The sequence below is a fragment of the Pseudooctadecabacter sp. genome (genome assembly GCF_965657175.1).
Classification (GTDB): Bacteria; Pseudomonadota; Alphaproteobacteria; order Rhodobacterales; family Rhodobacteraceae; genus Octadecabacter.
Window position 1 is genome coordinate 130,820 of sequence record NZ_CBFHNH010000005.1, and the last position, 26,425, is coordinate 157,244.

Below are 26,425 nucleotides of genomic sequence, written 5' to 3' on the forward strand. Positions count from 1 at the left end.
CGCCACAACCGATCCGGCGACGCGACAAAGGGGACAGGCCATGAACGAGATCACGACTTTCAACGCATCGGGCACAACCGAGGCCAATGTCGACAATGCCCCCCATTCCATCGAAGCCGAACAGCAGCTCTTGGGCGCGATCCTGACCAACAACGACATCTTTGACCGCGTGGCCTCCATCGTCGGACCGGAGCATTTCTACGATCCCGTCCACGCCCGCATTTTTGAGACCGCCGCGGCCCGCATTGCCAAAAACAACCTCGCCTCGCCGGTGACGCTCAAGGCGTTTCTTGAAGACGACGAGGGGCTGAAAGAACTGGGCGGCCCTGCCTATCTGGCGCGTCTGGCCGGTGCCGCGATTTCCGCCTTTGCCGCACGCGATTATGCGCAGATGATCTATGACCTCAGCGTGCGCCGCGAATTGATCACGGTGGGCCAGGACATCGCCACCAAAGCCGCCAAGGTCGATGTTGCCTCTGAACCCAAAGAACAAATCGTCGAAGCCGAACAGGCGCTTTATAAACTGGCTGAACAAGGCACGTCCGAAGGGGGCTTTCAGTCCTTCCTCAAGGCGGTAACCGAAGCCGTCAACGTCGCCAATTCCGCCTATCAACGTGACGGCGGGCTGGCTGGTGTGGCCACGGACCTGATCGATCTGGATGGAAAATTGGGCGGCCTGCACAAATCCGACCTTCTGATACTGGCCGGTCGTCCATCCATGGGCAAAACGTCCCTCGCGACCAACATCGCCTACAACGTCGCCAAGGCCTACAAAAAGGGCAAAATGCCCGACGGGTCCGAAGGGGCGGTCGATGGCGGTGTGGTGGGCTTTTTCTCGCTTGAGATGTCGGCCGAACAGCTGGCGGGTCGTATCCTTGCCGAAGCCTCCGAAATCTCCAGCCACAAAATCCGCCAAGGCGACATGACCGAAGGCGAATTCCGCCGCTTTGTGGACGCCGCCAAACAGCTTGAGGCCTGCCCGCTTTTCATCGACGACACCGCCGCCATCCCGATCAGCCAGCTGGCCGCCCGGGCCCGCCGTCTGAAACGGACCCATGGGTTGGACCTGCTGATCGTGGACTATTTGCAGCTGGTGCGCGGCACGTCCGACAACCGTGTGCAGGAAATCGGTGAGATTTCCATGGGCCTCAAGGCCATCGCCAAGGAACTCAACATCCCGGTCATCGCCCTGTCCCAGCTGTCCCGTCAGGTCGAAAGCCGCGAAGACAAACGCCCGCAGCTCTCGGACCTGCGCGAATCCGGCTCGATTGAGCAAGACGCCGACGTCGTCATGTTCGTCTACCGCGGCGAATACTACGTCGAACGCGAAAAGCCCGATGACAGCAACCTTGAGGCCATGGCCGTCTGGCAGGACAAGATGAACAGCCTCTTTGGCAAGGCAGAAGTCATCATCGGCAAACAACGTCACGGCCCCATCGGCACGGTTGAACTTAGCTTCACACCGGAATTCACCCGCTTCGGCAACCTTGTGAAACCGTGGCAGCAAGGCAGCGATCAGGAATTCTAAACCGCGTAGAGGTCATCCGCGCGGCCCCGTTTCTCTGGTTCAAAAATACCTAAATCCGGACTCGAAATCGGGCGCGATCCTGCCAAACCGATGCAGCCCCTTGCAGCACCCATCCGCCCCTGTCACAAACACGCTCATGTCTACTGGTTTTCTCAATGTTGATCTGAACGCGCTGACCACGAACTGGCGCGCTTTGGATGCTCTCTCCTCCGCTGAAACCGCCGCCGTGGTGAAGGCCGATGGCTATGGTCTGGGCGCGGACAAAGTCGGGCGCGCGCTGATGCGGGCTGGCGTCAAACGGTTCTTCGTGGCTGTGGCTGAAGAAGGTGCAGCATTGCGCCAAGCCCTTGGTCCTAATGTGGAAATCTGCATCTTCTCGGGCCATATGCGTGGCGATACGGATATGATCGCGGATATGATGTTGACGCCGATGATCAACACTGTCGGCCAACTGACCCGCCACCTTGAAGGTCTGCCCGAACACCCCTTCGGGATGCAACTGGACACCGGCATGAACAGGCTGGGGCTTGAGATGTCCGAATGGGCCAGTGTTGCGGAAATTGCGCTGTCGCAAAACTGCCGCATGGTGATCTCCCATCTGGCCTGCGCCGATGAACCGGACCACCCGATGAACCGCCAGCAGCTGGACCAATTTCACCTGATGACCGACGGCATTTCCGTGCCCCGATCCTTGGCGGCCACAGGCGGCATTTTGCTGGGGCCTGAGTATCATTTCGACATGGTCCGCCCCGGCGTGGGCCTGTATGGCGGCCTGCCTTTTGCCGATGCGCAACCGGTCGCTTACCTCGACTTGCCGGTGATCCAGATCCGCGAAGTGGAGGTGGGTGAAACCGTGGGCTACGGCAACAGTTGGACAGCCCAGCGCCCATCCAAGATTGCAACCGTATCAGGGGGTTACGCCGACGGCTTAATCCGCGCCTTGGGGGCTGGTGCGCATCTGTATCATGGGTCGCAAGAGGTGCCTGTCGTGGGCCGCGTCTCCATGGATTTGATCACCGCCGATGTGACCGACCTGCCCGACCTGCCGGGTGCGCTGTCAATCCTTGGCCCCGACCAGACCGTGGATGCCTTGGCCGCACGGGCGGGCACCATCGGCTATGAAATTCTGACGTCATTGGGCGCGCGCTATCAACGCCGCTATTCGGGCGGATGATCACGCTGCTTGGGCGTCTGGGGGCCACCTGTCTGGCCTTTCTCGCAGCCATTGGCCGCTTGGCGGTGTTCACGGGCGAGACCCTGTCACATCTGATCCGCCCCCCGTTTTACGGGCGTGAATTTGGCAGCGCCCTGATCCAGATCGGCTTTTTCTCCCTCCCTGTCGTAGGCCTCACGGCGCTTTTCACGGGCGGCGCGCTGGCCCTGCAAATCTTCGCAGGCGGCGCGCGCTTTTCGGCGGAGGCCGTGGTGCCCCAGATCGTGGCCATCGGCATGGTGCGCGAATTGGGGCCGGTGTTGGTGGGCCTGATGATCGCCGCACGGGTGACGTCGTCCATCGCCGCCGAAATCGCCACCATGAAGGTGACCGAACAGATCGACGCGCTGGTCACGCTGTCCACCAACCCGATGAAATACCTGACCCTGCCCCGCGTGCTGGCCGCCACCTTGGTCATGCCCGTGCTTGTTGCCGTGGGCGACATCATCGGCATCTATGGCGGCTATCTGGTGGGCACCGAACGACTGGGGTTCAACGCGGCAGCCTACCTGCAAAACACCGCCGATTTTCTGACGGCAACAGACATCGTCTCAAGCCTCGTTAAGGGGGCTGTCTTCGGGTTCATCGCAGCACTCATGGGGTGCTACTACGGCATGCACAGCGACCGCGGCGCCATGGGCGTGGGCCGTGCGACAAAATCCAGCGTGGTCGCCGCCGCCGTGGCGATCCTCGCGGCCAACTTCGCCCTGACAGAGGCGTTCTTTTCCGCATGAACCATTCACACCCCCTTCCCCCGCGCCGCCAAGATTCGCGAATTTGGGCCGCCCGCCCCGCAGGGACCATCCGTCCATGATCACTCTGGACAACGTCCATAAATCCTTCGGGGCCAATGCCGTGCTGCGCGGTGTCGATCTGCACGTGGGTAAAGGTCGCTCCATGGTCGTCATCGGGGGGTCGGGCACGGGCAAATCGGTGCTGATCAAATCTGTCCTTGGCCTTGTCCCACCGGACAGCGGCACCATCACCGTGGACGGCACCGACATCATTAAAACCGATCGCGACGCGTTTTTGGCCCGCTTCGGGATGCTGTTCCAAGGTGCTGCCCTGTTTGACAGCCTGCCCGTGTGGCAAAATGTGGCTTTCCGTCTGCTGCGCGGCAGCCTCAAACAACCGCGTGCCACGGCGCGCGCCACAGCACTCGACAAACTGCGCCGTGTCGGCCTGTCCGCCGACGTGGCCGACCGCCTGCCCGCTGAGCTGTCGGGCGGCATGCAAAAACGTGTGGGCCTCGCCCGTGCCATTGCCGCTGATCCCGAGGTGATCTTTTTCGACGAACCGACAACCGGCCTTGATCCGATCATGGCGGGTGTCATCAACGACCTGATCCGCGAAATTGTCACCGATCTGGGCGTCACAGCCATCACCATCACCCACGACATGTCCTCCGTCCGTGCCATCGCAGACGACGTGGCGATGCTGCACGATGGCAAAATCCGCTGGACCGGCCCCGTGGCAGACCTCGACCACGCGGACGACCCGTATCTTGCGCAGTTCATCAACGGTCGCGCCACAGGCCCGATTGAGGCTGTCAGATGATCGACCTGCTCTTTGATGTGGGGCCCGTGGCCCTCCCCGTTCTTTTGATCGCGCTGGCCTACACCGGCTGGGGCAAAGGCCAACGTTGGGCAAAAATCCTGGTGATTGTGTTACTTGTGGGGCTTGTCATCGCCGCAGGACTGTTCGCTCTTTACGCCTACGCCCTCGGTCAAGCGGACTGGTCCCTCTGACGGCTGTCGGCGCGACCCACCACAACACAAGGACTACGCATGGACCTTATCGCCCTTCTCGTCGCAGCCTACCTGCTTCCGCTGGTGGGACTTATCTTGGTCCTCTGGGGCGGGATCGGCGCGATCCGAACCAAGCGGTCCAAACATCCCTATCGCGTCTTCTTGGTCATCGGTGGCCTGCTGTTGATGGCTGGCATCGGGGCGTTTGTGAACCTGAGCCAGATCAACTTTGCGCTGTAGACACCGAATCGTATTCAATCTGGCGTAGGTTTCCGCAGATGTGCTCTGCTGTGCTGTATATAGTGGAGGCGGATTTTCGAACTACAAGATGTCCCCCTACACAACGCCCAAAACAATCCCTTTAGACCAGACGTTTTGTCGCTCATTCGGAAACAAACCTCTGCAAGATCCTGTTTTTCTTCCGGAATTCATGACTTGGTGACAGTTTTTGCGTTTTTCCCCTTAGGCGTCGGCAACTTTTTGCCTAGATTAGAGTTAACGATCTAAACAGCCAAACCTGGGGGGTTCTAAGTGTCTGATCGGTCTTTGGTGGCACGTGGTCACCGTGTGCTTCATTCTATGTCTTTGGGTCTCATTCTGGTGACGGGCCTTGCGGCCATTGCCTACACCACTGCCGCCGCATTCGGTGCGGTGCCATGGCTGACGTTCACCGCTGTCTTCGGGGAGTATACCGTTCCCAACGCAGGCATGGTCACGCAAATCGCGCTGACGGTCATGCTGGCCTCTCTCTTTTTCTTCATGCCCAGCGCGGGCCGCATCATGTCGCTGGAACGCGCACACCGCGATTTTCGTGTGTCGATGGAGGACGTGGCCCGTGCCTATCACGTCTGCCACACCGCCGACCGCTCCGGCGTCTTCACGATGAGTTCGGAATTCGACGCTGTGCGCGAACGCCTCGCCTATCTTCGCGATCACCCTGATCTGGACACGTTGGAGCCGCAGATCATGGAATTGGCCGCCCAAATGTCCCATCAGTCGCGCGAACTGGCCGATATCTACAACGACGAAAAGGTCGCCCGCGCCAAAACCTTCCTGCGTCAACGTCAAGAAGAGGTCGAGCGTCAGCAAACCCTCATCGTTGAGGCCCACCACAACCTGCGCGACATCCGCAAATGGTCCCAGCAGGTCGAACTGGAAGAAAGCGTCGTGGCCAGCCAACTGAGCCAGCTTGAAGAACAGCTGGAGGCCACGCTGCCCGGACTGGGCTACACCTTGGGCAAAGACAGCGCCGAGATCGTGCCCCTGCCGCAAAAACCCGCAGCCGAATAATCTTTAAAACGCCTCGCCCTTGCGGGGCGTTTTGCTTTGGGCGACAAGGTTTGAAACGCTCAAGGGCCTGACATGCTTAACATCCTTCGCGCAGCCAACCTGTCGCTGCTTGTCCTTTTTCCCATCGCGTGGTTCGCACCGCTTTTGCGCGCGGCCCTGCTGCCCATTTTTGGCATGGACGAAATTTCGGTCATCTCGGGCGTGCAATCGCTTTGGGCCAGTGATGTGTTCCTTGCGCTGATTGTCACGGCTTTTGCGATCTTCGCGCCGTACCTCAAAACCATTGGCCTGGCCCTTGTGCATTTTGACCTGCTCAAGGCGAAAACGCTGCCCGTGCTGGGCTATCTGGGCAAACTGGCCATGGCTGACATCTTTCTCATCGCGCTTTATGTGGTGGTCGTCAAAGGTGCTGGCCGCGTCACGGTTGAGGGCGGCTGGGGCCTTTATCTTTTCACCGCCTGCGTCATAGGCTCCATCGCGGTGTCCATCCTCACCGCCCGCCATCTGGCAAAACAACCCCGGTAACACGCCGCGGTCCCCCCTTCATCTGGCCAAAAAAACTCAAATCCCACACAGGCTGCACACGCGGCCCTTGCGTCCAACGCGAAACAGGACCAAAACAAGAACATGGCCAAAGATCCCACCTACATCTGTTCCAAATGCAACGCCGCCACGACCAAGTGGTCAGGCCGCTGCGATACCTGCGGCGAATGGAACACGATCGAAGAGGTCAAGCCGCTGTCCACAGGCCCAAAATCGAAAAAGGCCATGGGCGGCATCCGCGGTAAGGAAATCACCCTCACCGACTTGGCCACGACCGAAAAGGAACCGCCCCGCACGCTATCCGGCGTGGGGGAATTGGACCGCACGCTGGGCGGCGGTCTGGTCAAAGCTTCGGCCCTCCTGGTGGGCGGCGATCCGGGCATCGGCAAATCCACGCTTTTGTTGCAGGCCGCCGCAAGGTTTGCCCGCAACGGGCTGAAGGTCCTCTATATCTCGGGTGAGGAATCGGCCTCGCAGGTGCAAATGCGCGCGCGGCGATTGGGGTTGACGGAAAGCCCCGTCAAACTCGCATCGGAAACCAACCTTCGCGATATTCTGACCACACTTGAGGCGGAGCAGCCCGATTTCGTCATCATCGATTCCATCCAGACCATGTGGCTCGACACGGTCGAGGCCGCACCGGGTTCCGTATCCCAAGTCCGCGCGGCGGCCCATGAACTGACGTCTTTTGCCAAATCGCGGGGCATCGCCGTGGTCATGGTGGGCCATGTCACCAAAGAAGGCGCCATCGCGGGCCCGCGTGTGGTCGAACATATGGTCGACACGGTTCTTTATTTCGAAGGCGAACGGGGCCACCAGTTCCGCATCCTAAGGGCGGTCAAAAACCGCTTTGGTCCCGCCGATGAAATCGGCGTGTTTGAGATGACGGGCAAAGGTCTGGCTGAGGTTAAAAACCCCTCCGCGCTGTTTCTCAGCGAACGCGGCGATCCGGCACCGGGGTCGGTGGTTTTTGCGGGCATCGAAGGGTCGAGGCCCATGTTGTGCGAATTTCAGGCGCTTGTGGCGCCCTCCCCCCACAGCCAGCCGCGCCGCACGGTTGTGGGCTGGGATGGCTCGCGTTTGGCGATGATCCTTGCCGTCCTCGAATCCCGCGCGGGTGTGCCTTTCACGGGGCTTGATGTGTACCTCAACGTGGCAGGCGGCCTGCGGGTGAGCGAACCTGCCGCCGATCTGGCGGTGGCTGCTGCGCTGATTTCCGCACGTGAAGACGCGGCACTGCCCAAGGAAAGTGTCATATTTGGCGAAATCAGCCTCTCAGGGGGCCTACGACCGGCGCCCCAGACCGAAAATCGGTTGAAAGAAGCGTCAAAACTTGGTTTTACCTCCGCAATCACGCCGGTGCGCGCAAAGCGCGGCGGTGACGCAGGTGTCGGGGTGCGCGAAATGCAGGACCTTCACACGTTTGTGGAACAGGTTTTCGGGGCCAGATAGCCCCCAGCGTAGATCGGGAATACCATGGCTGACTTTACTATTATCGACGGCGTCGTGGCCCTCATCATCGTGTTGTCCGCTTTGCTGGCCTACAGCCGTGGTTTCGTACGTGAGGCTTTGGCCATCGCGGGCTGGATCGTCGCCACCATCGTGGCCTTCATCTTTGCCGATCAGGTGACCCCGTTGGTCCGCCAAATTCCCGTCATCGGGGATTTCATTGGCGACAGCTGTGAACTTAGCATCATCGCCGCCTTCGCAGCCGTCTTTGCCGTGGTTCTGGTGATTGCGTCGATCTTTACGCCGCTCTTTTCATCGCTGATCCAACGGTCGGTGTTGGGTGGGCTCGATCAGGGCCTTGGGTTCCTGTTTGGTGCCCTGCGCGGCATTCTGTTGGTCGCCGTTGCGTTCTTCGTCTACCAAACGGTGCTGGAGTCCCAAAACATCGAAATGATTGAAAATTCCCGCGCCATCGCTGTGTTCTCCAACCTCACGGGGTCCGTCGAAGACCGCGACCCGGAGGCCGCTTTGGGCTGGATCACCACACAGTACGAACAGTTGGTCGGCAACTGCGGCGCACCTGAATAACCGGTCAGGTCCCGCGCACCACGCGAACCAGCCCCACCAAGACCAAAACGGCCGCCGCGATCAGATACATTGGCAGGCCAATCGCGATATATTGCGACAGCGTGTCCAGCAGGCCCTGCACATCGCCCCCCCCCGGAAGCCCGCGCGGCACCTCTACGGGCAGGTCCTGTATCTGATCCACACCGCGCAGGATGGGCTCCGCGATCAGGCCCACCGGAATACCCCCCGCGATCAACATGACCAGACCGGCCCTGCGGCGCAAAACAACGCAAAGAACCGCCAAAGCCGCGACGACAAAGCTGGCCATCACGGCATAGACCCGCCATGGGTAATCCCCCATGGGCGGGGCGTTTTCATCAAAGAAGTAGACGGGTGCCAATTCGGTGCCGAAAAAGGCCACCCAAGGCAGGAAAAACGATGCCACCATCGCCGCTGCTGCAATCAAACCAACCATCCGCTGTCCCTTCATTGTGATTGGGCATCAGCCTAGTCATCTGCGCGCCACAGGCCCAGCCCAAAACCGCCGATCCTTACGTGACAGAATCGTAACGAAGGGTTAAACCGCCCCCACACGCCACCCCGGATTCGGAGCTGCCCCACGTGTCCCAGACTTTGCGCGATCAAATGCCCCCCGCCCATCCCTTCGACGACGATAAACTCAAGGAAGAATGCGGGGTGTTCGGCGTGGTCGGCGTCGCCAACGCGGCCTCCGTTGTGGCCCTTGGCCTGCACGCCTTGCAACACCGCGGACAAGAGGCAGGCGGCATCGTCACCCATGATCCCGAACAGGGGTTCAACTCCGCCCGCCGATTCGGGCTGGTGCGCGACAATTTCACCGACGAAGACACGCTGGCCATGATCCCCGGCCCCATCGGCATCGGCCATGTGCGCTATTCCACCGCCGGATCAAAGGGCGCCACCCAGATCCGCGACGTGCAGCCCTTCTTTGGCGAATTCGCCATGGGCGGTGCGGCCATCGCCCACAACGGCAACATCACCAACGCCATGGCGCTGCGCAAAGAACTGATCGGGCGCGGGTCGATCTTCCAAAGCTCATCAGACAGCGAATGCATCATCCACCTGATGGCGCGGTCCATGGGCAATTCCATCCCCGACCGCATGGAAGAGGCGCTGCGCAAAGTCGAAGGCGCGTTTTCCGTTGTCGCCATGACCCGCACCAAACTGATCGGTTGCCGCGACCCGCTGGGCGTGCGCCCGCTGGTGCTGGGCCAATTGGGCGACGGCTGGGTGCTGGCGTCTGAAACCTGTGCCCTCGACATCATCAACGCCAAATTCGTGCGCGAAATCGAACCCGGCGAAATGGTCGTCATCACGGAAAAAGGCGTGCAAAGCCACCACCCCTTCCGCCCCGCAAAATCGCGGTTCTGCATCTTTGAACACGTCTATTTCAGCCGCCCCGACAGCATCCTTGGCGGGCGCAGCGTCTATGAAACCCGCGAAAACATTGGCCGCGAACTGGCCAAGGAAAACCCCGTGGAGGCCGATCTGGTCTGCCCCGTGCCCGATTCAGGCACGCCTGCGGCCATCGGCTATTCGCTGGAATCGGGCATTCCCTACGCCATGGGCATCATCCGCAACCAATACATGGGCCGCACGTTTATTGAGCCCACAGAAAGCATCCGCAACATGGGGGTGCGCCTGAAACTCAACGTGAACCGCGCGTTGATCCAAGGCAAACGGGTCATTTTGGTGGACGACAGCGTGGTGCGCGGCACCACTTCGCGCAAGATCAAGGACATGATTCTCGATGCGGGCGCGGCTGAAGTTCACTTCCGCATCGCGTCGCCCCCCACCGCATGGCCGTGCTTTTACGGCGTCGACACGCCCCAGCGCGAAAAGCTGCTGGCCGCCACAATGTCCGAGGATGAAATGCGCGACCATCTGGGCGTCGACAGCCTGAAATTCATCTCCCTCGACGGCCTCTACCGAGCCGTGGGCGAAGCATCGGGCCGCGACCCAAAGGCGCCCCGGTATTGCGACGCCTGCTTCTCCGGCGAATACCCCGTCAAACCGGCAGACATGCTGGAACAGGGGTTTGAAATGAAAACGGCTGCAGAATAACGCCCGCAAAACAAGGCCCATCGGCCATTTCGTGCCGAGGCGGTCTGACGCTCCGTCACACCCCCTTTCGCACCTGCAGCATGATGCCTAAATCGCCTTCGACACGACTGATCGGAGCGATACCATGCCAACGACCAACGCGGAAACCGCCCGCGCGGCCACCGAACCTGCCACCGGCCTCAACCGGCCGCTGACCCTGCTGGGCATCTACACAACCGCCGACAGCGCCCGCGCCCTCATCCGCCGCCACGGGGCCAACCTGATGCTCGATCAAGGCACACCCCAAGACGGGTTGACCCTCATCGGGACGGGCGACGGCTGGGCGATGGTGGCCGATGGCCAGACCATGCACCGCCTTGTCATCGGCTAGCCGCACGCATTGCCAAACCGCGCGCGCGCGCCTAAAGAACGCCTATGAAAACTGCATTGATCACCGGCGCCTCCCGCGGGCTGGGCGCGGCCTTGGCTGAGGCTTTGGCCCCCACCCATCACATCATCGCACTCGGGCGCACCACCGGGGCGCTCGAAGACCTCGACGACCGGATCAAAGCCTTGGGCGGTGAGGCCACATTGGCCCCCATGGACATCACCGTGGACGCCGCCATGCAACAGCTGTGCCGGTCGATCTTTGATCGCTGGGGCAGCCTCGATCTGTGGGTCCACGCCGCCATTCACGCAGCACCACTGACCCCTGCCAGCCACGTCAACCCGTCCGATTTCAGCAAATCGATAGATGTGAACCTGACCGCCACATCGCGGCTGATTTCTTATGTGGCACCGCTTCTGGGGGCAGCAGGCAAAGCGGTGTTTCTTGACGACCCACGCGGCGGAGCGCCGTTTTTCGGCTCCTACGGGGCGACCAAATCGGCCCAGATCGCGCTGGCCCAATCGTGGCAGACAGAAACGGCCAGAACCGGCCCGCAGGTGAAAATCCTGCAACCGCAGCCCATGGCCAGCGCCACCCGCGCGCGGTTCTATCCCGGCGAAGACCGCAGCACGCTGGCGGACCCCCGCGAAGAGGCCACCCGCTTGCTGCCCGATATCCTCGCCTAGCCCCGTCTGCCGTCCCGCGCGCCCGTGGCGGATTTGCGCGTCCCGTCTTCATCTGGCCCAAAAAACTCCCCCCGGAGGGTCGGCCCGCCTCAAATCCCGGCCCGTCAGAGTCTTTCCTGCAACGCCCGCGCGCCCACTGCACGCCCCCGCTTGTCGGCCCAAACCCGCTGGCGTATCACATCCACAAAGGGGCACATCATGCGCATTCTCATCACCAACGACGACGGCATCAATGCCCCCGGTCTGGCCACGCTGACAGCCATCGCCCGCGACGTCGCTGGCCAAGATGGAGAGGTCTGGACCGTCGCCCCCGCATTTGAACAATCAGGTGTGGGCCATTGCATCAGCTATGCGCACCCCTCGTTGATCACCGAATTCGGCCCCAAACGGTTTGCTATGGAGGGCGCACCTGCGGATTGCGTGCTGGCCGCGCTCTATGATGTGATGAAAGACACGCCCCCCGATCTGATCCTGTCCGGCGTCAACCGCGGCAATAACGCCGCCGACAACACGCTCTACTCCGGCACCATCGGCGCGATTATGGAGGCCGCCTTGCAAGGCGTGCCCGGCATTGCGCTCAGCCAATTTTTCGGCCCTGGCAACCGCGATCTGGATGACCCGTTTGAGGCCGCAGCAGTCCATGGTGCGGCCACCGTCCGCGCCATCTGGGAAAAAGGCATCTGGACGCAGGACGACTACCGCGTGTTCTACAACGTCAATTTCCCGCCCGTGTCCGCCCGTGATGTCAAAGGCCACAAAGTCGCGTCCCAAGGGTTCCGCCGCGACACCAAGTTCGGCATGACGCCGGTCACGGCCCCCAACGGCCGCCGCTTTTTATGGGTCACCGGTGGCCCGCAAGACGTGCCAACGGGCGCGGGCACCGATGTGACCGCGAACCTTGACGGCTACACCTCCATCACCCCCATGCGCGCCGATTTGACGGCCCATGATCTTTTGTCAGACCTCGAAACACGCCTCTCATGATGTCCACGCTTGCCGAACGCCAGATGCAATTCCTGTTCGCGCTGCGCTCCAAAGGCGTGACGGACGCGCGGGTGTTGACGGCCATGGAACGCACGGACCGCGCCCTGTTTGTCAAAGGCCATTTCGCCGATCGCGCCTATGACGACATGCCCCTGCCTATTGCCTGCGGCCAGACCATCAGTCAGCCGTCCGTCGTCGGCCTGATGACGCAGGCCTTGCAGGTGCAACCGCGTGACAAGGTCCTCGAGGTCGGGACGGGCTCTGGTTATCAGGCCGCAATCCTCAGCCATCTGGCGCGCCGCGTCTATACGGTGGACCGGCACAAGACGCTGATGCGCGATGCCCGCGCGATCTTTACCAAGCTCGACATCACCAATCTGACGGCCTTCACCGCCGACGGAAGTTTCGGCCTGCCCGATCAGGCCCCCTTTGACCGCATCCTTGTGACCGCCGCCGCCGAGGACCCGCCCGGGCCACTGCTGGCACAGCTTAAGGTGGGGGGCATCATGGTCCTGCCCGTGGGGCAGTCGGACAGCGTCCAGCAATTGATCCGCGTCAGCCGCACAGAAACAGGGTTCGAGTATGAGGAAATTCGCCCAGTGCGCTTCGTCCCCTTGCTTGAGGGCTTGGGGAAAGACTGAAATCGCGGTATAACACTGCAAAGTCGGGCATAAGATCCGACATCCTGAGGAGTGAGCCACAATGCCCCGCCAAAGCATATCCCGCATCCGGTCCGTCTGTCTGGCCTCAACGGCCCTGCTGGCCCTTGCCGCCTGCGACGAGAATTTCAACCTGACCCCGCTGAATTTGGACAGTGACCTCAGGGGGTTGGGCGGTGGATGTAACACCACGGCAGCCGCCCAGAACCTGGCCGACCGGCCCCGCCCCGATGACCGTGGCGTGATTTCCTACCCCAATTATCAGGTGGTCGTGGCCCAGCGTGGCGAAACCGTCCGCCAGATCGCGACCCGCCTGAATTTGGACGCCAATGCACTGGCCGCCTTCAACGGCGTCGACGCCGATGTGGCCCTGCGCCGCGATGAAATCGTGGCCCTGCCCGCGCGCGTGGCCGAACCCTCACCTGCGACGGGCGCCGTGACCACGGCCCCCACTCAGCCTCCTGCGGTGAATGTGACGACGCTGGCCTCTGACGCGATTGACCGCGCAGGCGAACAGACAACAACACCCGCCGCCGCGACACCCGCGCCGCAAACGGGGCAAGAACCCGGATTGCACCGCGTGGCCCGTGGCGAAACGGCGTTCCAGATCGCGCGTTTGTACGATGTGCCTGTGGCCGCGCTGGCGGAATGGAACGGTCTGGGGTCTGACCTTGCGATCCGTGAAGGCCAGCAGTTGTTGATCCCCGTAGCAGGCGCAACCCCGCCAAGCCGTCCTGCCACAGCGGCCCCTGGCCAAGGGTCCAGCACACCGACCCCGCCCAGCGCGGTGGCCCCCCTGCCCAGCGTCGATGCCACACCGCAAGCCCCCGCCGTCGAAGCACCCGTGCCCGCGCCGGATATCGGGCAGGCCTCAACGCCTGCGACCAGCGCGCCCTTCATCTACCCCGTACAAGGCGACATCATCCGCGCCTACAATCCGGGCCGCAACGAAGGCATTGATATCGGCGTGCCCGCAGGCACATCCGTCAAAGCCGCCGCCGCAGGCACGGTGGCCGCGATCACGCAAAACACCAACGGCGCGCAGATCGTTGTGGTGCGCCACACAGGCAATATCCTGACCGTCTATGTGAACGTGGACGATTTGAGCGTGGCCAAAGACGACAGCGTCACCCAAGGCCAATCCATCGCAAAAGTGGCCGCAGGCAGCCCCAGCTTCCTTCATTTTGAAGTGCGCGATGGTTTGGAAAGCGTCGACCCTGCCGACTACTTGCCGTAACAAAATTCTGGAATTTTGTTCGCCCGCCAAAATCAGAAGACTTTCGCCTAAACCGACACGCCGCGCCGACCGGCCAGATCGGTGAAATACTGCCAGGCCACACGCCCAGACCGGGACCCGCGTGTGGCCTGCCATTCAATGGCCTCCGCCCGCAAATCCTCATCCGAAATCGCAATCCCGTGGGTGTCGCAATAGCCACGGATCATCTCAAGATATTCGTCTTGGGTGCATGGGTGGAACCCCAGCCACAGACCAAAACGGTCAGACAGGGACACCTTTTCTTCAACTGCTTCGGACGGATTGATTCCCGATTGCTTTTCGTTTTCGATCATATCGCGGGGCATCAGATGACGGCGGTTTGACGTGGCATAAAGAACCACATTCTCAGGCCGTCCCTCAATCCCGCCGTCCAGAACCGCCTTCAGCGACTTGTAATGCGCATCATCGTGACCAAAGCTCAGGTCATCACAAAACAGGATAAACCGTTCCGGACGCCCCCGCAAAAGCGCCAGACAGCGGCCAATGCTGGGCAGGTCCTCGCGCTGGACCTCAACGATTTTCAGGCCTTCGTGCGATGCGTGAACTGCGCCGTGGATCGCTTTGACAAGGCTGGATTTTCCCATTCCGCGCGCGCCCCACAACAAGGCGTTGTTCGCGGGCAGCCCTTTGGCAAATTGCAAGGTATTGGCGTGCAGCGTGTCGCGGCTGCGGTTGATGCCCACCAGCAAAGACAGGTCCACACGGTTGACGGTGTCCACAGGGTCCAGCCGGTCCGGATCCGCGTGCCAGACGTAGGCAGAGGCGCTGAAATCGGGGGCTGTGGCGGGGGGCGGCGCCAGTCGTTCCAGCGCCGCCGCGATCCGGGCTAAGGCCTCATCGCTCACTTGGTGGCCCCATCATCCTCAGCGTCATCAGCTGCCGCTTCGAAATCTTCGGCCTCTTCGTCGTCCTCAAACCACAGACCCTCGGCCCGCAGTTTGGCCTCACGCTGACGTTCCACCCGTTTGACCAGTTGGATCGACACCTCGTACAGGCCGTAGACCACCACAAAGAGGATGATCTGCGTGATCACATCGGGCGGCGTCACCAAGGCCGCCAGCACCAAAATGCCCACGACCGCATATTTTCGCACATTGCGCAGCCCCTCTGCGCTGACCAGACCGGCCTTGCCCATCAGGGTCAACAACACCGGCAGTTGGAAACACAGGCCAAAGGCCACAATGAACTTCACGGTCAGGTTCAGGTATTCCTGGGCGGAGCCCTGGAACACCACCGACAGCGGTGCCGCATTCATACCGGCATCCACGGCCTCCCCCTCACCGCCAAACTGCTGAAACCCCAAGAAGAAATCATAGGCCAGCGGGGTGACAACGTAGAACGCAAAGGACGCGCCCAACAAAAACATAAAGGGCGAAGCCACGAGAAACGGCAAAAACGCACCCTTTTCGTTGCGATACAGCCCCGGCGCCACAAACCGCCACATCTGGTTGGCGATAAACGGGAACGACAGGATGAACCCGCCCAGCAGCGACACCTTGATCGCCACAAAGAAACCCTCTTGGGGGGAGATAAAGATCAGATCACAATCCTGCCCACGGTCCGCCAGAACCGAACACAAAGGGGCCGTCAGGAAGTTGAAGATCGGCGTGGCGACCGTGAAACAGATGATCATCCCGATCAGGAAATAGACCACGCAGCGGATCAGACGCGTGCGCAGTTCGGCCAGATGTTCGATCAGCGGGGCTGCGCTGTCTTCGACCTCATCGGGGGTGTCGGTCTGGCTCATGTCGCGTCCTTCGCGGCGGCCTCAGCCGCCTCAGCCTGCGCCTTTTCGGCAGCCATACGTTGTTCGGCTTTCTCGGCCATCGCCTTGTTGATCTTTTCCGCCGTCGCCTTGCGTTCTTCGGTCATTTCCGCACGCAGTTTGTCTGTGGCCGTGGCGGGTTTGGCCGCCTCCGCATCAGAGGCCGGCTTTTCCATCTTGGTGGCTTCGCGGATCTTATCGACACCGAATTTTTGCGGGTTGGCGGCGGCTTTGATCGTTTTGTTGATCTCACCCACTCCGGCTTCATCCGCGGCGGCATTCATGGCGCTGGAAAACTCCCGCGCCATCCCCTTGGCCTTGCCCATGAACCGCCCCACGGACCGAAACAGTCCGGGCAAATCTTTGGGCCCCACCACGATCAGGGCGACGACCCCGATCACCAGCATTTCCATAAAGCCAAGATCAAACATCAGGCAATCCCTATGCTACGTTCAGACCTTGGTTTCTTCTTTGGTCTCTTCCGCAGGGGTGACATCCTTGGCCTCGGCCATGCCGTCTTCAAGTTCTTGCTTGCCGTCATCCACGCCCTTTTTGAACGCGGTGATGCCTTTGCCGACTTCGCCCATCAGCGACGAGATTTTGCCGCGGCCAAACAGGACCAGAACCACGACGGCGATCAGAAGAAGGCCAGGAAGGCCGATGTTGTTGAGCATGTTCTCTCTCCGAAACCAAAGGCGGGCATGTTGCACCCGCAAAATCATTGCGAAGGCCAGTTGTACGCAAAACCACCCCCGAGGAAAGCGAAAATCGACAAATCGGAGCCAATTTTACAAGGGTTTCAGGCTTTTTGTGTCACTAAATTGACAACTGACAGATTTTTGACAATTCTGCACATGCAAAGGAGGGCAAATGCGCCGCGCTGACCGTCTGATGACATTGATTCGCCTTTTACGGGACGGCGATCTGCACCGCGCCGCCGATCTGGCGCGCGCCACGGGGGTGTCGTTGCGCACGATCTACCGTGATATGGACACGCTGGCGGCCTCAGGCGTGCCGATCGAAGGCGAACGCGGCACGGGCTACCGCGTCACCGCCGCCATCACTCTGCCGCCCCTGAACCTGAGCATGGCTGAGTTGGAGGCGCTGCATGTGGGCCTCGCCGCCATGCGGCAGGCGCAGGATCCCGATCTGGCGGCGGCGGCCACATCGCTTGCCACCAAACTCGACGGGGTGCTGCCCGAGGGCGACGCCCCGCGCACCTTGGCGGTCTACCCCTTTGCCGATGCCGCACGCGGCTTTCAACATCTGCCAAAAATCCGCAGCGCCATCCGCGCGCGCCAAAAGCTGAAGTTGACCACAGATCGTGACCGGACGGTGCGGCCCTTGCAGCTGGATTACTGGGGACGGCTGTGGACCTGCATCGTGTGGTGCGACACGACCCGTAAGTTCGACGATCTGCGGATTGACCAGATCACGGCCTGCCGTGTGCTGCCCAGCCTCTTTGTGGACGAAGAAGGCAAACGTCTGTCAGATTACCGGCTGATGCGCGCGCGGGAAGATGAAACATTTGTCGCGCCGGATCATCAACCATAGGACCATGCCCGGTTTGGGCAAAAACACCGATGGGACCAAGGCGGACATCTGGCTGCCATCGTCCAAGTCAAATTCCACAAGGCTTTCGACCCCCATAAACCGCGCACGTTTGACAGTGCCGCGCGCGGGCGTGCCGTCTGCAATCGTGGGGTTGGGGCCCTTGCCGGACCGGTCGAAGTCAATTTTCAAATGTTGGGGGCGGATGACGATATCCACCTGCGTCCCATCGGCCACACCGGGCACCAGAAACTGACCAAAGGCCGATTGCGCCAGCGCCCCCTGCACGGTGGCTGACACCACATTCACGTCGCTGAAGAAGGCGGCGGCGTCTTTGTCCACCGGCGTGTTGTAAATGTTATAGGGCGCACCCTTTTGCACGATTTTGCCGCCGCGCATCAGCGCGATTTCATCGGCCATGCGCATCGCCTCACCCGGTTCATGGGTGACCAGCAGAACAGCGGTGCCTTCGGCCTTGAGGACATCAAGCGTCTCATCGCGAATATCGTCGCGCAGACGGTCGTCCAGACCGCTGAACGGTTCATCCATCAACATAATGCGCGGACGCGGCGCCAGCGCGCGGGCCAGCGCCACACGCTGCTGTTCGCCGCCCGAAAGCTCATGTGGATAGCGGTCGATATGGGCGGACATGCCGACCTTGGCCAAAAGGTCCTCCACCCGTGCGCGGGTCTTGGACGCGCGGCCTTTGAGCCCATAGGCCACGTTGCCTGCAACGGTCAGATGGGGAAACAGGGCGAAGTCCTGAAACATCAGCCCGATGCCACGGGCCTCGGGCGGGGTATGCGTTGACGCATCGCACACCAATGCACCGTCCGACCAGATTTCACCGGCGTCCTGTGTTTCAATCCCCGCGATCATCCGCAGGGTGGTGGATTTGCCGCAGCCCGATGGGCCCAGCAAACAAGTCACCTGCCCCGGCATAATCGTCAGCGACACGTCATCCACCACCTTGCGGCCTGCAAAGCTGCGCGCAAGGTTGCGAATTTCAAGACGGGGGATGTCGGTGTCAGGCCTGTCCACGGGGTCGTTTATTCCTTACGGAAAATATCGGGTATTCAACGGTGCAGATAGCAACGCACCCCCACCGAGGCAAGGGCGCAGACTTTCATGGAAAGTCTGTCCCCAAAGTCTCGATGAGACTTTGGCCCCCCTCTAGATCGTGGCGTTCAGCGCGCCACCATCGAGCAACAGGTTCTGACCCACGATAAACCCCGCTTTGTCCGAACACAGAAACGCACAGGCCGCGCCGAATTCTTCACGGGTGCCGTAGCGCCCAGCGGGGATCGTAGCCTCGCGTTGCGCCTTGGCCTCTTCCATGGTGATGCCTTGGGCGGCAACCACACCTTGGTCAAGGCTGATGGCGCGGTCTGTGGCGTGAATGCCGGGTAACAGGTTGTTGATGGTCACACCGGACCCCGCGACCTGCCGCGATGTGCCTGCCACAAAGCCCGTCAGACCCGTGCGCGCTGTATTGCTAAGACCAAGCACCGGAATGGGCGCTTTGACGGAAGCCGAGGTGATGTTCACCACCCGTCCCCAGCCCCGGTCCATCATCGCAGGCACCAAGGCCTGAATAAGGGCGATCGGGGCCAGCATATTGGCGTCAAAGGCCGCGATGAAATCGTCACGGTTCCAATCTGTCCACATGCCGGGAGGCGGACCACCGGCGTTATTGACCAAGATATCAACGCCTTGTGCCGCCTTGATCACCTGCGCCTGAACCTCCCCGTCGGTAATGTCGCCCGCTACGGTCACGACATCGACCCCGTGAAGATCACGGATTTCGGCCGCCGTGGCCTCCAACGCCTCAGCGCCGCGTGCGTTGAGGATCAGGTCCACGCCTTCACCGGCCAAGGCCTCCGCACAGCCGCGCCCCAATCCTTTTGACGATGCGCACACCAATGCGCGCTTGCCTTTCAGGCCCATATCCATGATGTCTCTCCTCCGATATCCGTGCCCTCGCAAAACCTGTGCGAGGACCATATTTCGCCACGTTTCTACGTTAGCTGTATTGCCAATGACCACCCCTGTTCCCAGTATGTAGCCCAGATGTCCCAAACCGCCCGCAACACCATCGCTGTTTTTCCATCCGCCGCTTTTGGCGTTGTTGATGGCGTGGCCGAGGGCGATGCGATTTCCTTTATGGACGAATTGGTCCTTGATGATGTCTACCACCTGTCACCCGACTTTGCCCGCACGGCACTGACCTATGAGATCGGTGGGGACGGCGGCTTTGTCATCTCGGACGCAAGCGCCACGGGAACCCCCGGCAATCTGCTGTTTCTGGACTGTGCGATCACCCTCATGGCGCCCGATGGTGCCACCTATGAGGCGCTGATCTTGGTGGAGGTCGAGGGCGAGGATGCCGCCGAGGTCTATTTGATGCCGCTGGCCACCCTGAACCCCGAAACTGAGTACCGCCTTGTGGGCAGCGACCGTGACACGGCGCAGATGAAATTCGGGGATGTGGCCTGCGTCCGCTTTGCACGCGGCACGCATATTACACTGGCCTCCGGTGCGCAGGTGCCGATCGAAGACTTGCAAGTCGGGGACCGCGTGCTGACCCGCGACGCAGGCCCCCAAGCGATCCGTTGGATCGGGGAAACCACCCTGCGGGCGGTGGGGGATTACGCCCCCGTGGTCATCCGCGAAGGCGCGTTGTTCAACACCCGTGATCTGGTCCTGTCACCGGACCACCGTTTGTTCATCTACCAACGAGAGGATCATTTGGGCGCGGGCCGGTCCGAAGTCCTTGTGAAAGTGCGTCATCTGATCAACGGCGATACAGTGACCCAGCAGGACGGCGGGTTCGTCGACTATTACCAAATCCTGTTCGATGACCACCAGATTATCTACGCCGAAGGCATCGCCGCTGAAACGCTGCTGGTCGACACCCGCACCCGTGCCGCCCTGCCCGATGACGTGGCCTTGGATGCCCACGCCACCGCGCCGCACAATGATTTCGAAGTCCCAGAAAGCCTGGCCACGCGGCCAGATATTGTGCAGCTTCTCAAGAAAGCATCGTCCAGCTAGACCTTGCCCCGCGCCACCGCTATAGCGGCGCCATGACAAATCGCCCTGACCTTCCCGCCGAAATTGCCCGCCGCCGCACCTTTGCGATCATCTCGCACCCTGATGCGGGCAAGACGACGTTGACCGAGAAATTCCTGTTGTTTGGCGGGGCCATTCAGATGGCCGGACAGGTGCGCGCCAAGGGTGAGGCGCGGCGCACGCGGTCGGACTTTATGCAGATGGAAAAGGACCGAGGCATTTCGGTCTCTGCCTCCGCGATGTCGTTTGATTTCGCCTCTGCAAAAGGATCGTTGCGCTACAATCTGGTGGACACGCCCGGCCACTCGGACTTTTCGGAGGACACCTACCGCACGCTGACAGCGGTCGATGCCGCCGTGATGGTCATCGACGGGGCCAAAGGTGTGGAAAGCCAGACGCAAAAACTGTTTGAGGTCTGCCGCCTGCGCGATCTGCCGATCCTGACCTTTTGTAACAAGATGGACCGCGAAAGCCGCGATACCTTTGAAATTATTGACGAAATTCAAGAAAACCTTGCCATTGATGTGACGCCTGCCAGCTGGCCCATCGGCGTGGGCCGCGATTTTATCGGCTGCTATGACATCCTGCGCGACCGCCTTGATATCATGGACCGCGCCGACAGAAACACCGTGGCGGAATCCATCCAGATCAACGGCCTTGATGATCCACAGTGGGAGGCCCACGTGCCCGCCCCCTTGCTGGAACAATTCCGCGAAGAGATTGAGATGGCGAAGGAACTCCTCCCCACGCTTGATCCCAAGGCCGTACTTGAGGGCACCATGACGCCGATCTGGTTCGGCTCCGCCATCAATTCCTTTGGCGTGCGTGAACTGATGGAGGGCATCGGCGCCTTTGGCCCCGAACCCCAGCCCCAATCGGCCGAACCGCGCCAGATCATGCCGGACGAGGGCAAGGTCACGGGCTTTGTGTTCAAGGTGCAGGCCAATATGGACCCCAAGCACCGCGACCGCGTGGCTTTTGTGCGCATGGCGTCGGGCCACTTCACCCGTGGGCAAAAACTGACCCATGTGCGCACCAAGAAACCCATGGCAATCTCAAACCCCGTCCTCTTCCTCGCGTCAGACCGTGAACTGGCGGAAGAAGCTTGGGCCGGCGATATCATCGGCATTCCCAACCATGGCCAGTTGCGCATCGGCGACACCCTGACCGAAGGTGAGGCGCTGCAGGTCAAAGGCATCCCGTCCTTTGCGCCGGAACTGCTGCAAGGCGTGCGCGCGGGCGATCCGCTGAAAGCCAAGCACCTTGAAAAGGCGCTGATGCAATTTGCCGAAGAAGGCGCCGCCAAAGTCTTCAAACCCACCTTTGGATCGGGCTTTATCGTGGGCGTCGTGGGCCAGCTGCAATTCGAAGTCCTCGCCAGCCGGATCGAGATGGAATACGGCCTGCCCGTGCGGTTCGAACAATCGCAATTCACCTCCGCGCGCTGGGTGTCGGGCAGCAAGGACGCGGTTGAGGCTTTCGTCGCCGCCAACAAACAGCACATTGGCGAAGACAGCGACGGCGATGTCGTTTACCTCACCCGTTTGCAGTGGGACATCGACCGCGTCGTACGCGACTACCCCGATGTCCAACTGACCGCCACAAAGGAAATGATGGCCAGCTGAGTCCGATCCGCAGCATTTTGCTGACCCTGTAAAAATTGATTGGATCACGCGAATCGTTCTGGCTTGTGTCGCGCTTGTTCAATGACGGAGACCCCGATGACCAAAACCAGTGTTTCGATTGCCGCCCTCTCTGCCCCGCTGGCCACCTTTGCCGGTGCCGTTTGGGCCGACGACGCCAACTGGGCGCTGCTGGACCAGATCGAGGTTGAGGAAATCATCACCGACACCTCTTACGAGGTCCGTAAGGTCTTCCGCTCCGCCATCGAAAACGGGGTATAGCAATTCGACATCTTCGGCTCTGTTGTCCCGCTGTATTCTGAGACGGACATCAAAGAATTCATCCTGATCTCCGACATGGGGTTCTGCCCTTTCTGCGGCGATCCCGAGCATGGCACCTCCCTGCAAGTCACCATGGCCGATCCGCTGGCTGGCTACGTCGAAGGCGAACGCATCACCCTGCGGGGCGCGCTTTAAACCGTGACCGACAGCGAAACATGGCAGACAACGGTGCTGACCAACGCCCGCGCGCTCTTACGACTTTCTGACCGATCATTTTAATTGAAGCGCCACAGGACCCCAAGCCTGTGGCGTCTTTGCGCCATGCAAGCACGTTGTCCTTTGTTTCCTTGACCTTAGCCCCGCTCAACCGTAGGTGTGGCCCACCCAAGAGGGCAGGCAATTCGGCCCGCCCGGTCGCGTGAAGATGTGCGGCCAGTAGTGCTGCAAACTCCACGTAAGGGATAAAATTGACTAAATTCAGCGACTTAAATCTCGACAAGAAGGTCCTCAAGGCCGTCGAAGAAACGGGCTACGAAACGCCTACACCCATTCAGGCGGGTGCGATTCCCCCCGCCCTCGAAGGCCGCGACGTGTTGGGCATCGCCCAGACCGGCACGGGAAAAACCGCCAGCTTCACGCTGCCGATGATCAGCCTGCTGAAACGCGGACGCGCACGGGCGCGGATGCCGCGGTCTTTGGTGCTGGCCCCCACGCGGGAACTGGCCGCCCAAGTTGCTGAAAACTTCGATGCCTATGCCAAACACACCAAACTGACGAAGGCCCTGCTGATCGGCGGCGTGTCGTTCAAGGAACAGGATGCGCTGATCGACCGGGGTGTTGACGTGCTGATCGCCACACCGGGCCGCCTGCTGGACCATTTCGAACGTGGCAAACTGATCCTGTCCGACGTGAAAATCATGGTCGTGGATGAGGCTGACCGGATGCTCGATATGGGGTTCATCCCCGACATCGAACGTATCTTTGGTCTCACGCCCTTCACCCGCCAAACGCTGTTCTTCTCCGCGACCATGGCGCCTGAGATTGAACGGATCACCAATACCTTCCTCAGCAACCCTGAGAAGATTGAAGTGGCTCGTGCCGCCACCACGTCCGAGAACATCAAACAAGGCGTTGTGATGTTCAAAGCCTCCCGCAAGGATCGCGAAGGTTCTGAAAAGCGCAAGCTTCTCAGGGACTTGATTGAAAGCGAAGGCGCGGAATGCCGCAACGGGATCATCTTCTGCAACCGCAAAGTCGATGTGGATATCGTGGCGAAATCCATGAAGAAATATGGCCTTGATGCGTCCCCCATTCACGGTGATCTGGATCAATCCCACCGCATGCGCACCCTTGAAGGGTTCCGCGACGGATCGATCCGGTTCCTTGTGGCCTCCGACGTGGCCGCACGTGGTCTGGACATTCCCAACGTCTCCCATGTGTTCAACTACGACGTGCCCAGCCACGCCGAAGACTACGTGCACCGCATTGGCCGCACCGGTCGCGCGGGCAAAAAGGGCACGGCGATTATGATCTGCGTGCCGCGTGACGAAAAGAATTTCGAAGACATCGAACGTCTGGTCGAAATGGAAGTGCCGCGCATTGAGGTGCCCGGTGGCACACCGGCGGCTGACGCCCCCAAAGCCGAAGACGCCCCTCGCGAAGACAAGCCCAAGCGCACTCGCAGCCGTGGCGGCCGTGGCCGCAAATCTGACGACGCAAAAGCAGACGCTGCACCGGCGCAAGACGCCCCGCAGGCTGAGGCGACGCCCGCCGAACAGCCAGCAGAGGCCCCAAAGGCCGATGCATCCAAACAGGACGCCCCGAAACAGGACGCGCCCAAGCACGATGATGACAAACCCAAACGGTCCCGCGGGGGCCGTGGCCGAGGTCGCGGCAATCATGATCGCGGACCAAAGGTCGTGGGCATGGGCGATGATGCGCCCAGCTTTATCATGCAAAGCTTCGAAGAACGCATGGGGTAACCACCCCGCTGATTTCAAACGAAAAAGGGCGCCACACCGGGCGCCCTTTTTGCATCTGTAGGCCTTTTAGCTGAGCCGTGAAATCACGACCGTCACTTCGGGCTTTTTGCCGATTTCCGCTTGGGTGGTGCGGCGCGTGATCTGACGCAGCTCTTTTTCCAGCTTGTCGTCATCGGTCAGTGTCTTGTCGTTTGCACGGCCAAGGAACTGGTTCAGGTCTTCTTCCAACACATCGACCAGCGGTGCGTTGTTGCGGCCAACCTCCGGAAGGCCCATGACCTCACACCAGGGTTCGCCCAGCGGTTCATCATTTTCATCGAGGATCAATGTCACCGTCACATGCCCGTTCAGCGCCATGCGAATGCGGTCGCGGATCACGCCGTCAAACTGGCCGACTTTCACGGTGCCATCCAGATAGGTGCGGCCCGTCTCGATGTATTCGGCCACCTTGGGTTTGTTCCCACTGAGGTCGATCATCATGCCGTTGACGGCCAGCACGCCCTGCACGCCCGCGCCTTCGGCGATCTTAACGTGTTCACGCAGATGGCGGTGTTCGCCGTGCATGGGGATCAAGGTTTGCGGTTTGATCAGGTCGCGCATGACCTCCAGATCGGGGCGGTTCGCGTGGCCGGACACATGGTACAAACCACCATTGTCATCCACCACGTCTACGCCCAATTCGGACAGCTGGTTCATGATGCGGATCACGCCGCGTTCGTTGCCCGGAATGGTTTTGGACGAGAACAGGAAGGTGTCCCCTTCCTTCATCGTGATCCCCATGTATTTGCCATTGGCCAGCTGCGCGGACGCCGCACGGCGTTCGCCCTGACTGCCCGTGACCAGCAACAGCACGTTTTCGCGGGGGATGTTGCCCACGTCTTCGGGGGAAATCGTCGCGGGGAAATCGTCGAGAATGCCCACCTCGCTGGCCGCTTCGACCATGCGGCGCATGGACCGGCCCAGAAGGCAGACGGACCGCCCTACCCTGTCGGCGGCCTGCGCAATCGTGCGCACGCGGGCGATGTTGGACGCAAAAGTGGTCGCCGCGACCATGCCTTGGGCGGTGCCGAGGAACTTTTCAATCTCGGGTCCTACGGTGCTTTCGCTGCGGCCTTCGGCGGTGGAAAAGACATTGGTCGAATCGCAGACCAGCGCTTTGACGCCGTCCTTGCCCAGGGACTTCCACAACTCGTGATCAAACGGTTCGCCCACGCCGGGGTTTGTGTCGATCTTGAAATCACCGGTGTGCACGATCCGCCCGCCCTTGCTGTCGATCACCAGACCGCTGCTTTCAGGGATGGAATGGCTGATCGGCACGAAGCCCACGGTAAACGGCCCCGCTTTCACCGTCTCAGGCCAGGGCTGAACGGTCGTGACTGTCGCCTCGGAAAACCCGTGTTCAGACATCTTGCGTCGCGCGATATTGGCGGTGAAGGCCCGCGCGTAAATGGGCGCGCCCAGACGTTCAAACAGGTGCCCCACGGCGCCCACGTGGTCTTCATGGGCGTGGGTGATGAAAATGCCGTCGATCTGGTTGCGGCGTTCTTCAAGCCACGCCACATCGGGCAGGATCAGATCCACACCGGGGGTGCCGTCCATGTCGGGGAAGGTGACGCCAAGATCGACTACGATCAGGCGCTCTGCGTCCTCAGGGCCGTAGCCGTAGACGTAACAATTCATACCGATCTCACCCGCGCCACCGAGGGGGAGATACATCAATCTGGATTTGCTCATTTAA

Annotated in this window: 29 protein-coding genes; 21 read left to right on the top strand and 8 right to left on the bottom strand. The window is 60.8% G+C overall.

Going from position 1 to position 26,425, the window contains the following annotated elements:
- Positions 1 to 40 precede the first annotated feature (40 nt).
- The 10 genes from ACTG36_RS06685 to ACTG36_RS06730 all read left to right on the top strand — a co-directional run bounded on the left by ACTG36_RS06685 (position 41) and on the right by ACTG36_RS06730 (position 8,359).
- Positions 41 to 1,528 (top strand): replicative DNA helicase, encoded by a 1,488-nt coding sequence (locus ACTG36_RS06685; RefSeq protein WP_375281012.1) that lies wholly within the window; start codon positions 41 to 43, stop codon positions 1,526 to 1,528.
- Between the two features lie 136 nt (positions 1,529 to 1,664).
- On the top strand, positions 1,665 to 2,702 hold the full coding sequence (gene alr, locus ACTG36_RS06690) for an alanine racemase (protein ID WP_439141774.1): 1,038 nt from the start codon (positions 1,665 to 1,667) through the stop codon (positions 2,700 to 2,702).
- A complete protein-coding gene (locus ACTG36_RS06695) occupies positions 2,699 to 3,475 on the top strand; it encodes an MlaE family ABC transporter permease (protein ID WP_375281014.1) in 777 nt (258 codons plus the stop codon). The genes alr and ACTG36_RS06695 overlap by 4 nt, the downstream gene beginning before the upstream one ends.
- Before the next feature lie 76 nt (positions 3,476 to 3,551).
- Positions 3,552 to 4,298: an ABC transporter ATP-binding protein gene (locus ACTG36_RS06700; RefSeq protein ID WP_439141777.1), complete on the top strand. Its 747-nt coding sequence runs from the start codon at positions 3,552 to 3,554 to the stop codon at positions 4,296 to 4,298.
- The gene (locus ACTG36_RS06705; protein WP_375282298.1) at positions 4,295 to 4,489 is read left to right on the top strand and encodes a hypothetical protein; all 195 of its coding nucleotides are present in this window, start codon (positions 4,295 to 4,297) and stop codon (positions 4,487 to 4,489) included. The genes ACTG36_RS06700 and ACTG36_RS06705 overlap by 4 nt, the downstream gene beginning before the upstream one ends.
- A 39-nt stretch (positions 4,490 to 4,528) precedes the next feature.
- A complete protein-coding gene (locus ACTG36_RS06710) occupies positions 4,529 to 4,729 on the top strand; it encodes a hypothetical protein (protein WP_375282297.1) in 201 nt (66 codons plus the stop codon).
- 291 nt (positions 4,730 to 5,020) lie between these two features.
- Positions 5,021 to 5,779, top strand: coding sequence for a DNA repair protein (locus ACTG36_RS06715; protein WP_375282296.1), 759 nt, complete (start codon positions 5,021 to 5,023; stop codon positions 5,777 to 5,779).
- Between the two features lie 72 nt (positions 5,780 to 5,851).
- Positions 5,852 to 6,304, top strand: coding sequence for a paraquat-inducible protein A (locus tag ACTG36_RS06720; protein WP_375282295.1), 453 nt, complete (start codon positions 5,852 to 5,854; stop codon positions 6,302 to 6,304).
- A gap of 102 nt (positions 6,305 to 6,406) precedes the next feature.
- Entirely contained in the window at positions 6,407 to 7,774 is a 1,368-nt protein-coding gene (gene radA, locus ACTG36_RS06725) for a DNA repair protein RadA (protein ID WP_375282294.1), read from the top strand.
- A 24-nt stretch (positions 7,775 to 7,798) separates the two neighbouring features.
- Positions 7,799 to 8,359 carry a CvpA family protein gene (locus ACTG36_RS06730; protein WP_439141780.1) on the top strand — a complete coding sequence of 187 codons (561 nt, stop codon included), beginning with the start codon at positions 7,799 to 7,801 and terminating at the stop codon, positions 8,357 to 8,359.
- 4 nt (positions 8,360 to 8,363) lie between these two features.
- Here ACTG36_RS06730 and ACTG36_RS06735 read toward each other — a convergent pair whose 3' ends face one another.
- Entirely contained in the window at positions 8,364 to 8,813 is a 450-nt protein-coding gene (locus ACTG36_RS06735) for a hypothetical protein (protein WP_439141782.1), read from the bottom strand.
- Positions 8,814 to 8,983: 170 nt separating this feature from the next.
- Here ACTG36_RS06735 and purF point away from each other — a divergent pair, with 170 nt between their 5' ends.
- The 6 genes from purF (at position 8,984) to ACTG36_RS06765 (ending at position 14,374) form a co-directional block, all read left to right on the top strand.
- Positions 8,984 to 10,441, top strand: a complete 1,458-nt coding sequence (gene purF / locus ACTG36_RS06740; RefSeq protein WP_375280560.1) for an amidophosphoribosyltransferase — start codon at positions 8,984 to 8,986, stop codon at positions 10,439 to 10,441.
- A 124-nt stretch (positions 10,442 to 10,565) separates the two neighbouring features.
- The gene (locus ACTG36_RS06745) at positions 10,566 to 10,811 is read left to right on the top strand and encodes a hypothetical protein (RefSeq protein ID WP_375280555.1); all 246 of its coding nucleotides are present in this window, start codon (positions 10,566 to 10,568) and stop codon (positions 10,809 to 10,811) included.
- A 44-nt stretch (positions 10,812 to 10,855) separates the two neighbouring features.
- A complete protein-coding gene (locus tag ACTG36_RS06750) occupies positions 10,856 to 11,494 on the top strand; it encodes an SDR family NAD(P)-dependent oxidoreductase (RefSeq protein ID WP_375280554.1) in 639 nt (212 codons plus the stop codon).
- Positions 11,495 to 11,692: 198 nt separating this feature from the next.
- The gene (surE, locus tag ACTG36_RS06755; RefSeq protein ID WP_375280553.1) at positions 11,693 to 12,478 is read left to right on the top strand and encodes a 5'/3'-nucleotidase SurE; all 786 of its coding nucleotides are present in this window, start codon (positions 11,693 to 11,695) and stop codon (positions 12,476 to 12,478) included.
- On the top strand, positions 12,478 to 13,119 hold the full coding sequence (locus ACTG36_RS06760) for a protein-L-isoaspartate(D-aspartate) O-methyltransferase (protein WP_375280559.1): 642 nt from the start codon (positions 12,478 to 12,480) through the stop codon (positions 13,117 to 13,119). Before surE ends, ACTG36_RS06760 begins: the two co-directional genes overlap by 1 nt.
- 61 nt (positions 13,120 to 13,180) lie before the next feature.
- Complete coding sequence (locus ACTG36_RS06765) at positions 13,181 to 14,374, top strand: peptidoglycan DD-metalloendopeptidase family protein (protein ID WP_439141785.1); 1,194 nt, start codon at positions 13,181 to 13,183, stop codon at positions 14,372 to 14,374.
- Between the two features lie 47 nt (positions 14,375 to 14,421).
- Here ACTG36_RS06765 and ACTG36_RS06770 read toward each other — a convergent pair whose 3' ends face one another.
- The 4 genes from ACTG36_RS06770 to ACTG36_RS06785 are packed head-to-tail and all read right to left on the bottom strand — an operon-like array spanning position 14,422 to position 16,852.
- Complete coding sequence (locus tag ACTG36_RS06770; protein ID WP_375280551.1) at positions 14,422 to 15,258, bottom strand: ATP-binding protein; 837 nt, start codon at positions 15,256 to 15,258, stop codon at positions 14,422 to 14,424.
- Entirely contained in the window at positions 15,255 to 16,160 is a 906-nt protein-coding gene (tatC, locus tag ACTG36_RS06775) for a twin-arginine translocase subunit TatC (RefSeq protein ID WP_375280550.1), read from the bottom strand. Before tatC ends, ACTG36_RS06770 begins: the two co-directional genes overlap by 4 nt.
- The gene (tatB, locus tag ACTG36_RS06780; protein WP_375280549.1) at positions 16,157 to 16,609 is read right to left on the bottom strand and encodes a Sec-independent protein translocase protein TatB; all 453 of its coding nucleotides are present in this window, start codon (positions 16,607 to 16,609) and stop codon (positions 16,157 to 16,159) included. Before tatB ends, tatC begins: the two co-directional genes overlap by 4 nt.
- Before the next feature lie 21 nt (positions 16,610 to 16,630).
- Positions 16,631 to 16,852 (bottom strand): twin-arginine translocase TatA/TatE family subunit, encoded by a 222-nt coding sequence (locus ACTG36_RS06785; protein ID WP_375280548.1) that lies wholly within the window; start codon positions 16,850 to 16,852, stop codon positions 16,631 to 16,633.
- A 196-nt stretch (positions 16,853 to 17,048) separates the two neighbouring features.
- On the opposite strand from ACTG36_RS06785, the gene ACTG36_RS06790 reads away from it, so the two are divergent.
- The gene (locus ACTG36_RS06790) at positions 17,049 to 17,732 is read left to right on the top strand and encodes a helix-turn-helix transcriptional regulator (RefSeq protein ID WP_375280547.1); all 684 of its coding nucleotides are present in this window, start codon (positions 17,049 to 17,051) and stop codon (positions 17,730 to 17,732) included.
- Here ACTG36_RS06790 and ACTG36_RS06795 read toward each other — a convergent pair.
- Together ACTG36_RS06795 and ACTG36_RS06800 are read right to left on the bottom strand one after the other, a co-directional pair.
- Positions 17,667 to 18,770, bottom strand: coding sequence for an ABC transporter ATP-binding protein (locus tag ACTG36_RS06795; RefSeq protein ID WP_375280546.1), 1,104 nt, complete (start codon positions 18,768 to 18,770; stop codon positions 17,667 to 17,669). The genes ACTG36_RS06790 and ACTG36_RS06795 overlap by 66 nt on opposite strands.
- A 132-nt stretch (positions 18,771 to 18,902) precedes the next feature.
- Positions 18,903 to 19,682, bottom strand: a complete 780-nt coding sequence (locus tag ACTG36_RS06800) for an SDR family oxidoreductase (protein WP_375280545.1) — start codon at positions 19,680 to 19,682, stop codon at positions 18,903 to 18,905.
- A 117-nt stretch (positions 19,683 to 19,799) separates the two neighbouring features.
- Between ACTG36_RS06800 and ACTG36_RS06805 the strand changes: the two genes are divergently transcribed.
- The 4 genes from ACTG36_RS06805 to ACTG36_RS06820 all read left to right on the top strand — a co-directional run bounded on the left by ACTG36_RS06805 (position 19,800) and on the right by ACTG36_RS06820 (position 24,687).
- Positions 19,800 to 20,783 carry a Hint domain-containing protein gene (locus ACTG36_RS06805; protein ID WP_439141789.1) on the top strand — a complete coding sequence of 328 codons (984 nt, stop codon included), beginning with the start codon at positions 19,800 to 19,802 and terminating at the stop codon, positions 20,781 to 20,783.
- A gap of 32 nt (positions 20,784 to 20,815) precedes the next feature.
- A complete protein-coding gene (locus ACTG36_RS06810; protein ID WP_375280543.1) occupies positions 20,816 to 22,426 on the top strand; it encodes a peptide chain release factor 3 in 1,611 nt (536 codons plus the stop codon).
- 96 nt (positions 22,427 to 22,522) lie between these two features.
- Positions 22,523 to 22,705, top strand: a complete 183-nt coding sequence (locus tag ACTG36_RS06815) for a hypothetical protein (RefSeq protein ID WP_375280542.1) — start codon at positions 22,523 to 22,525, stop codon at positions 22,703 to 22,705.
- A 467-nt stretch (positions 22,706 to 23,172) separates the two neighbouring features.
- Positions 23,173 to 24,687 (top strand): DEAD/DEAH box helicase, encoded by a 1,515-nt coding sequence (locus tag ACTG36_RS06820; RefSeq protein ID WP_375280541.1) that lies wholly within the window; start codon positions 23,173 to 23,175, stop codon positions 24,685 to 24,687.
- A gap of 66 nt (positions 24,688 to 24,753) precedes the next feature.
- Here the strand turns inward: ACTG36_RS06820 and ACTG36_RS06825 are convergent, their stop codons facing one another.
- Complete coding sequence (locus tag ACTG36_RS06825; protein WP_375280540.1) at positions 24,754 to 26,421, bottom strand: ribonuclease J; 1,668 nt, start codon at positions 26,419 to 26,421, stop codon at positions 24,754 to 24,756.
- Between the last annotated feature and the right edge of the window lie 4 nt (positions 26,422 to 26,425).

Bases quoted from the DNA above. Each gene is read 5' to 3' on its own strand.
- ACTG36_RS06705 (WP_375282298.1), top strand. From the start codon at position 4,295: ATGATCGACCTGCTCTTTGATGTGGGGCCCGTGGCCCTCCCCGTTCTT.
- purF (WP_375280560.1), top strand. From the start codon at position 8,984: ATGCCCCCCGCCCATCCCTTCGACGACGATAAACTCAAGGAAGAATGC.
- radA (WP_375282294.1), top strand. From the start codon at position 6,407: ATGGCCAAAGATCCCACCTACATCTGTTCCAAATGCAACGCCGCCACG.
- ACTG36_RS06745 (WP_375280555.1), top strand. From the start codon at position 10,566: ATGCCAACGACCAACGCGGAAACCGCCCGCGCGGCCACCGAACCTGCC.
- ACTG36_RS06720 (WP_375282295.1), top strand. From the start codon at position 5,852: ATGCTTAACATCCTTCGCGCAGCCAACCTGTCGCTGCTTGTCCTTTTT.
- ACTG36_RS06785 (WP_375280548.1), bottom strand. From the start codon at position 16,852: ATGCTCAACAACATCGGCCTTCCTGGCCTTCTTCTGATCGCCGTCGTG.
- ACTG36_RS06810 (WP_375280543.1), top strand. From the start codon at position 20,816: ATGACAAATCGCCCTGACCTTCCCGCCGAAATTGCCCGCCGCCGCACC.
- ACTG36_RS06700 (WP_439141777.1), top strand. From the start codon at position 3,552: ATGATCACTCTGGACAACGTCCATAAATCCTTCGGGGCCAATGCCGTG.
- ACTG36_RS06765 (WP_439141785.1), top strand. From the start codon at position 13,181: ATGCCCCGCCAAAGCATATCCCGCATCCGGTCCGTCTGTCTGGCCTCA.
- surE (WP_375280553.1), top strand. From the start codon at position 11,693: ATGCGCATTCTCATCACCAACGACGACGGCATCAATGCCCCCGGTCTG.
- ACTG36_RS06710 (WP_375282297.1), top strand. From the start codon at position 4,529: ATGGACCTTATCGCCCTTCTCGTCGCAGCCTACCTGCTTCCGCTGGTG.
- ACTG36_RS06790 (WP_375280547.1), top strand. From the start codon at position 17,049: ATGCGCCGCGCTGACCGTCTGATGACATTGATTCGCCTTTTACGGGAC.
- ACTG36_RS06805 (WP_439141789.1), top strand. From the start codon at position 19,800: ATGTCCCAAACCGCCCGCAACACCATCGCTGTTTTTCCATCCGCCGCT.
- tatC (WP_375280550.1), bottom strand. From the start codon at position 16,160: ATGAGCCAGACCGACACCCCCGATGAGGTCGAAGACAGCGCAGCCCCG.
- ACTG36_RS06730 (WP_439141780.1), top strand. From the start codon at position 7,799: ATGGCTGACTTTACTATTATCGACGGCGTCGTGGCCCTCATCATCGTG.
- alr (WP_439141774.1), top strand. From the start codon at position 1,665: ATGTCTACTGGTTTTCTCAATGTTGATCTGAACGCGCTGACCACGAAC.
- ACTG36_RS06760 (WP_375280559.1), top strand. From the start codon at position 12,478: ATGTCCACGCTTGCCGAACGCCAGATGCAATTCCTGTTCGCGCTGCGC.
- ACTG36_RS06750 (WP_375280554.1), top strand. From the start codon at position 10,856: ATGAAAACTGCATTGATCACCGGCGCCTCCCGCGGGCTGGGCGCGGCC.
- tatB (WP_375280549.1), bottom strand. From the start codon at position 16,609: ATGTTTGATCTTGGCTTTATGGAAATGCTGGTGATCGGGGTCGTCGCC.
- ACTG36_RS06685 (WP_375281012.1), top strand. From the start codon at position 41: ATGAACGAGATCACGACTTTCAACGCATCGGGCACAACCGAGGCCAAT.
- ACTG36_RS06695 (WP_375281014.1), top strand. From the start codon at position 2,699: ATGATCACGCTGCTTGGGCGTCTGGGGGCCACCTGTCTGGCCTTTCTC.
- ACTG36_RS06735 (WP_439141782.1), bottom strand. From the start codon at position 8,813: ATGGTTGGTTTGATTGCAGCAGCGGCGATGGTGGCATCGTTTTTCCTG.
- ACTG36_RS06800 (WP_375280545.1), bottom strand. From the start codon at position 19,682: ATGGATATGGGCCTGAAAGGCAAGCGCGCATTGGTGTGCGCATCGTCA.
- ACTG36_RS06825 (WP_375280540.1), bottom strand. From the start codon at position 26,421: ATGAGCAAATCCAGATTGATGTATCTCCCCCTCGGTGGCGCGGGTGAG.
- ACTG36_RS06815 (WP_375280542.1), top strand. From the start codon at position 22,523: ATGACCAAAACCAGTGTTTCGATTGCCGCCCTCTCTGCCCCGCTGGCC.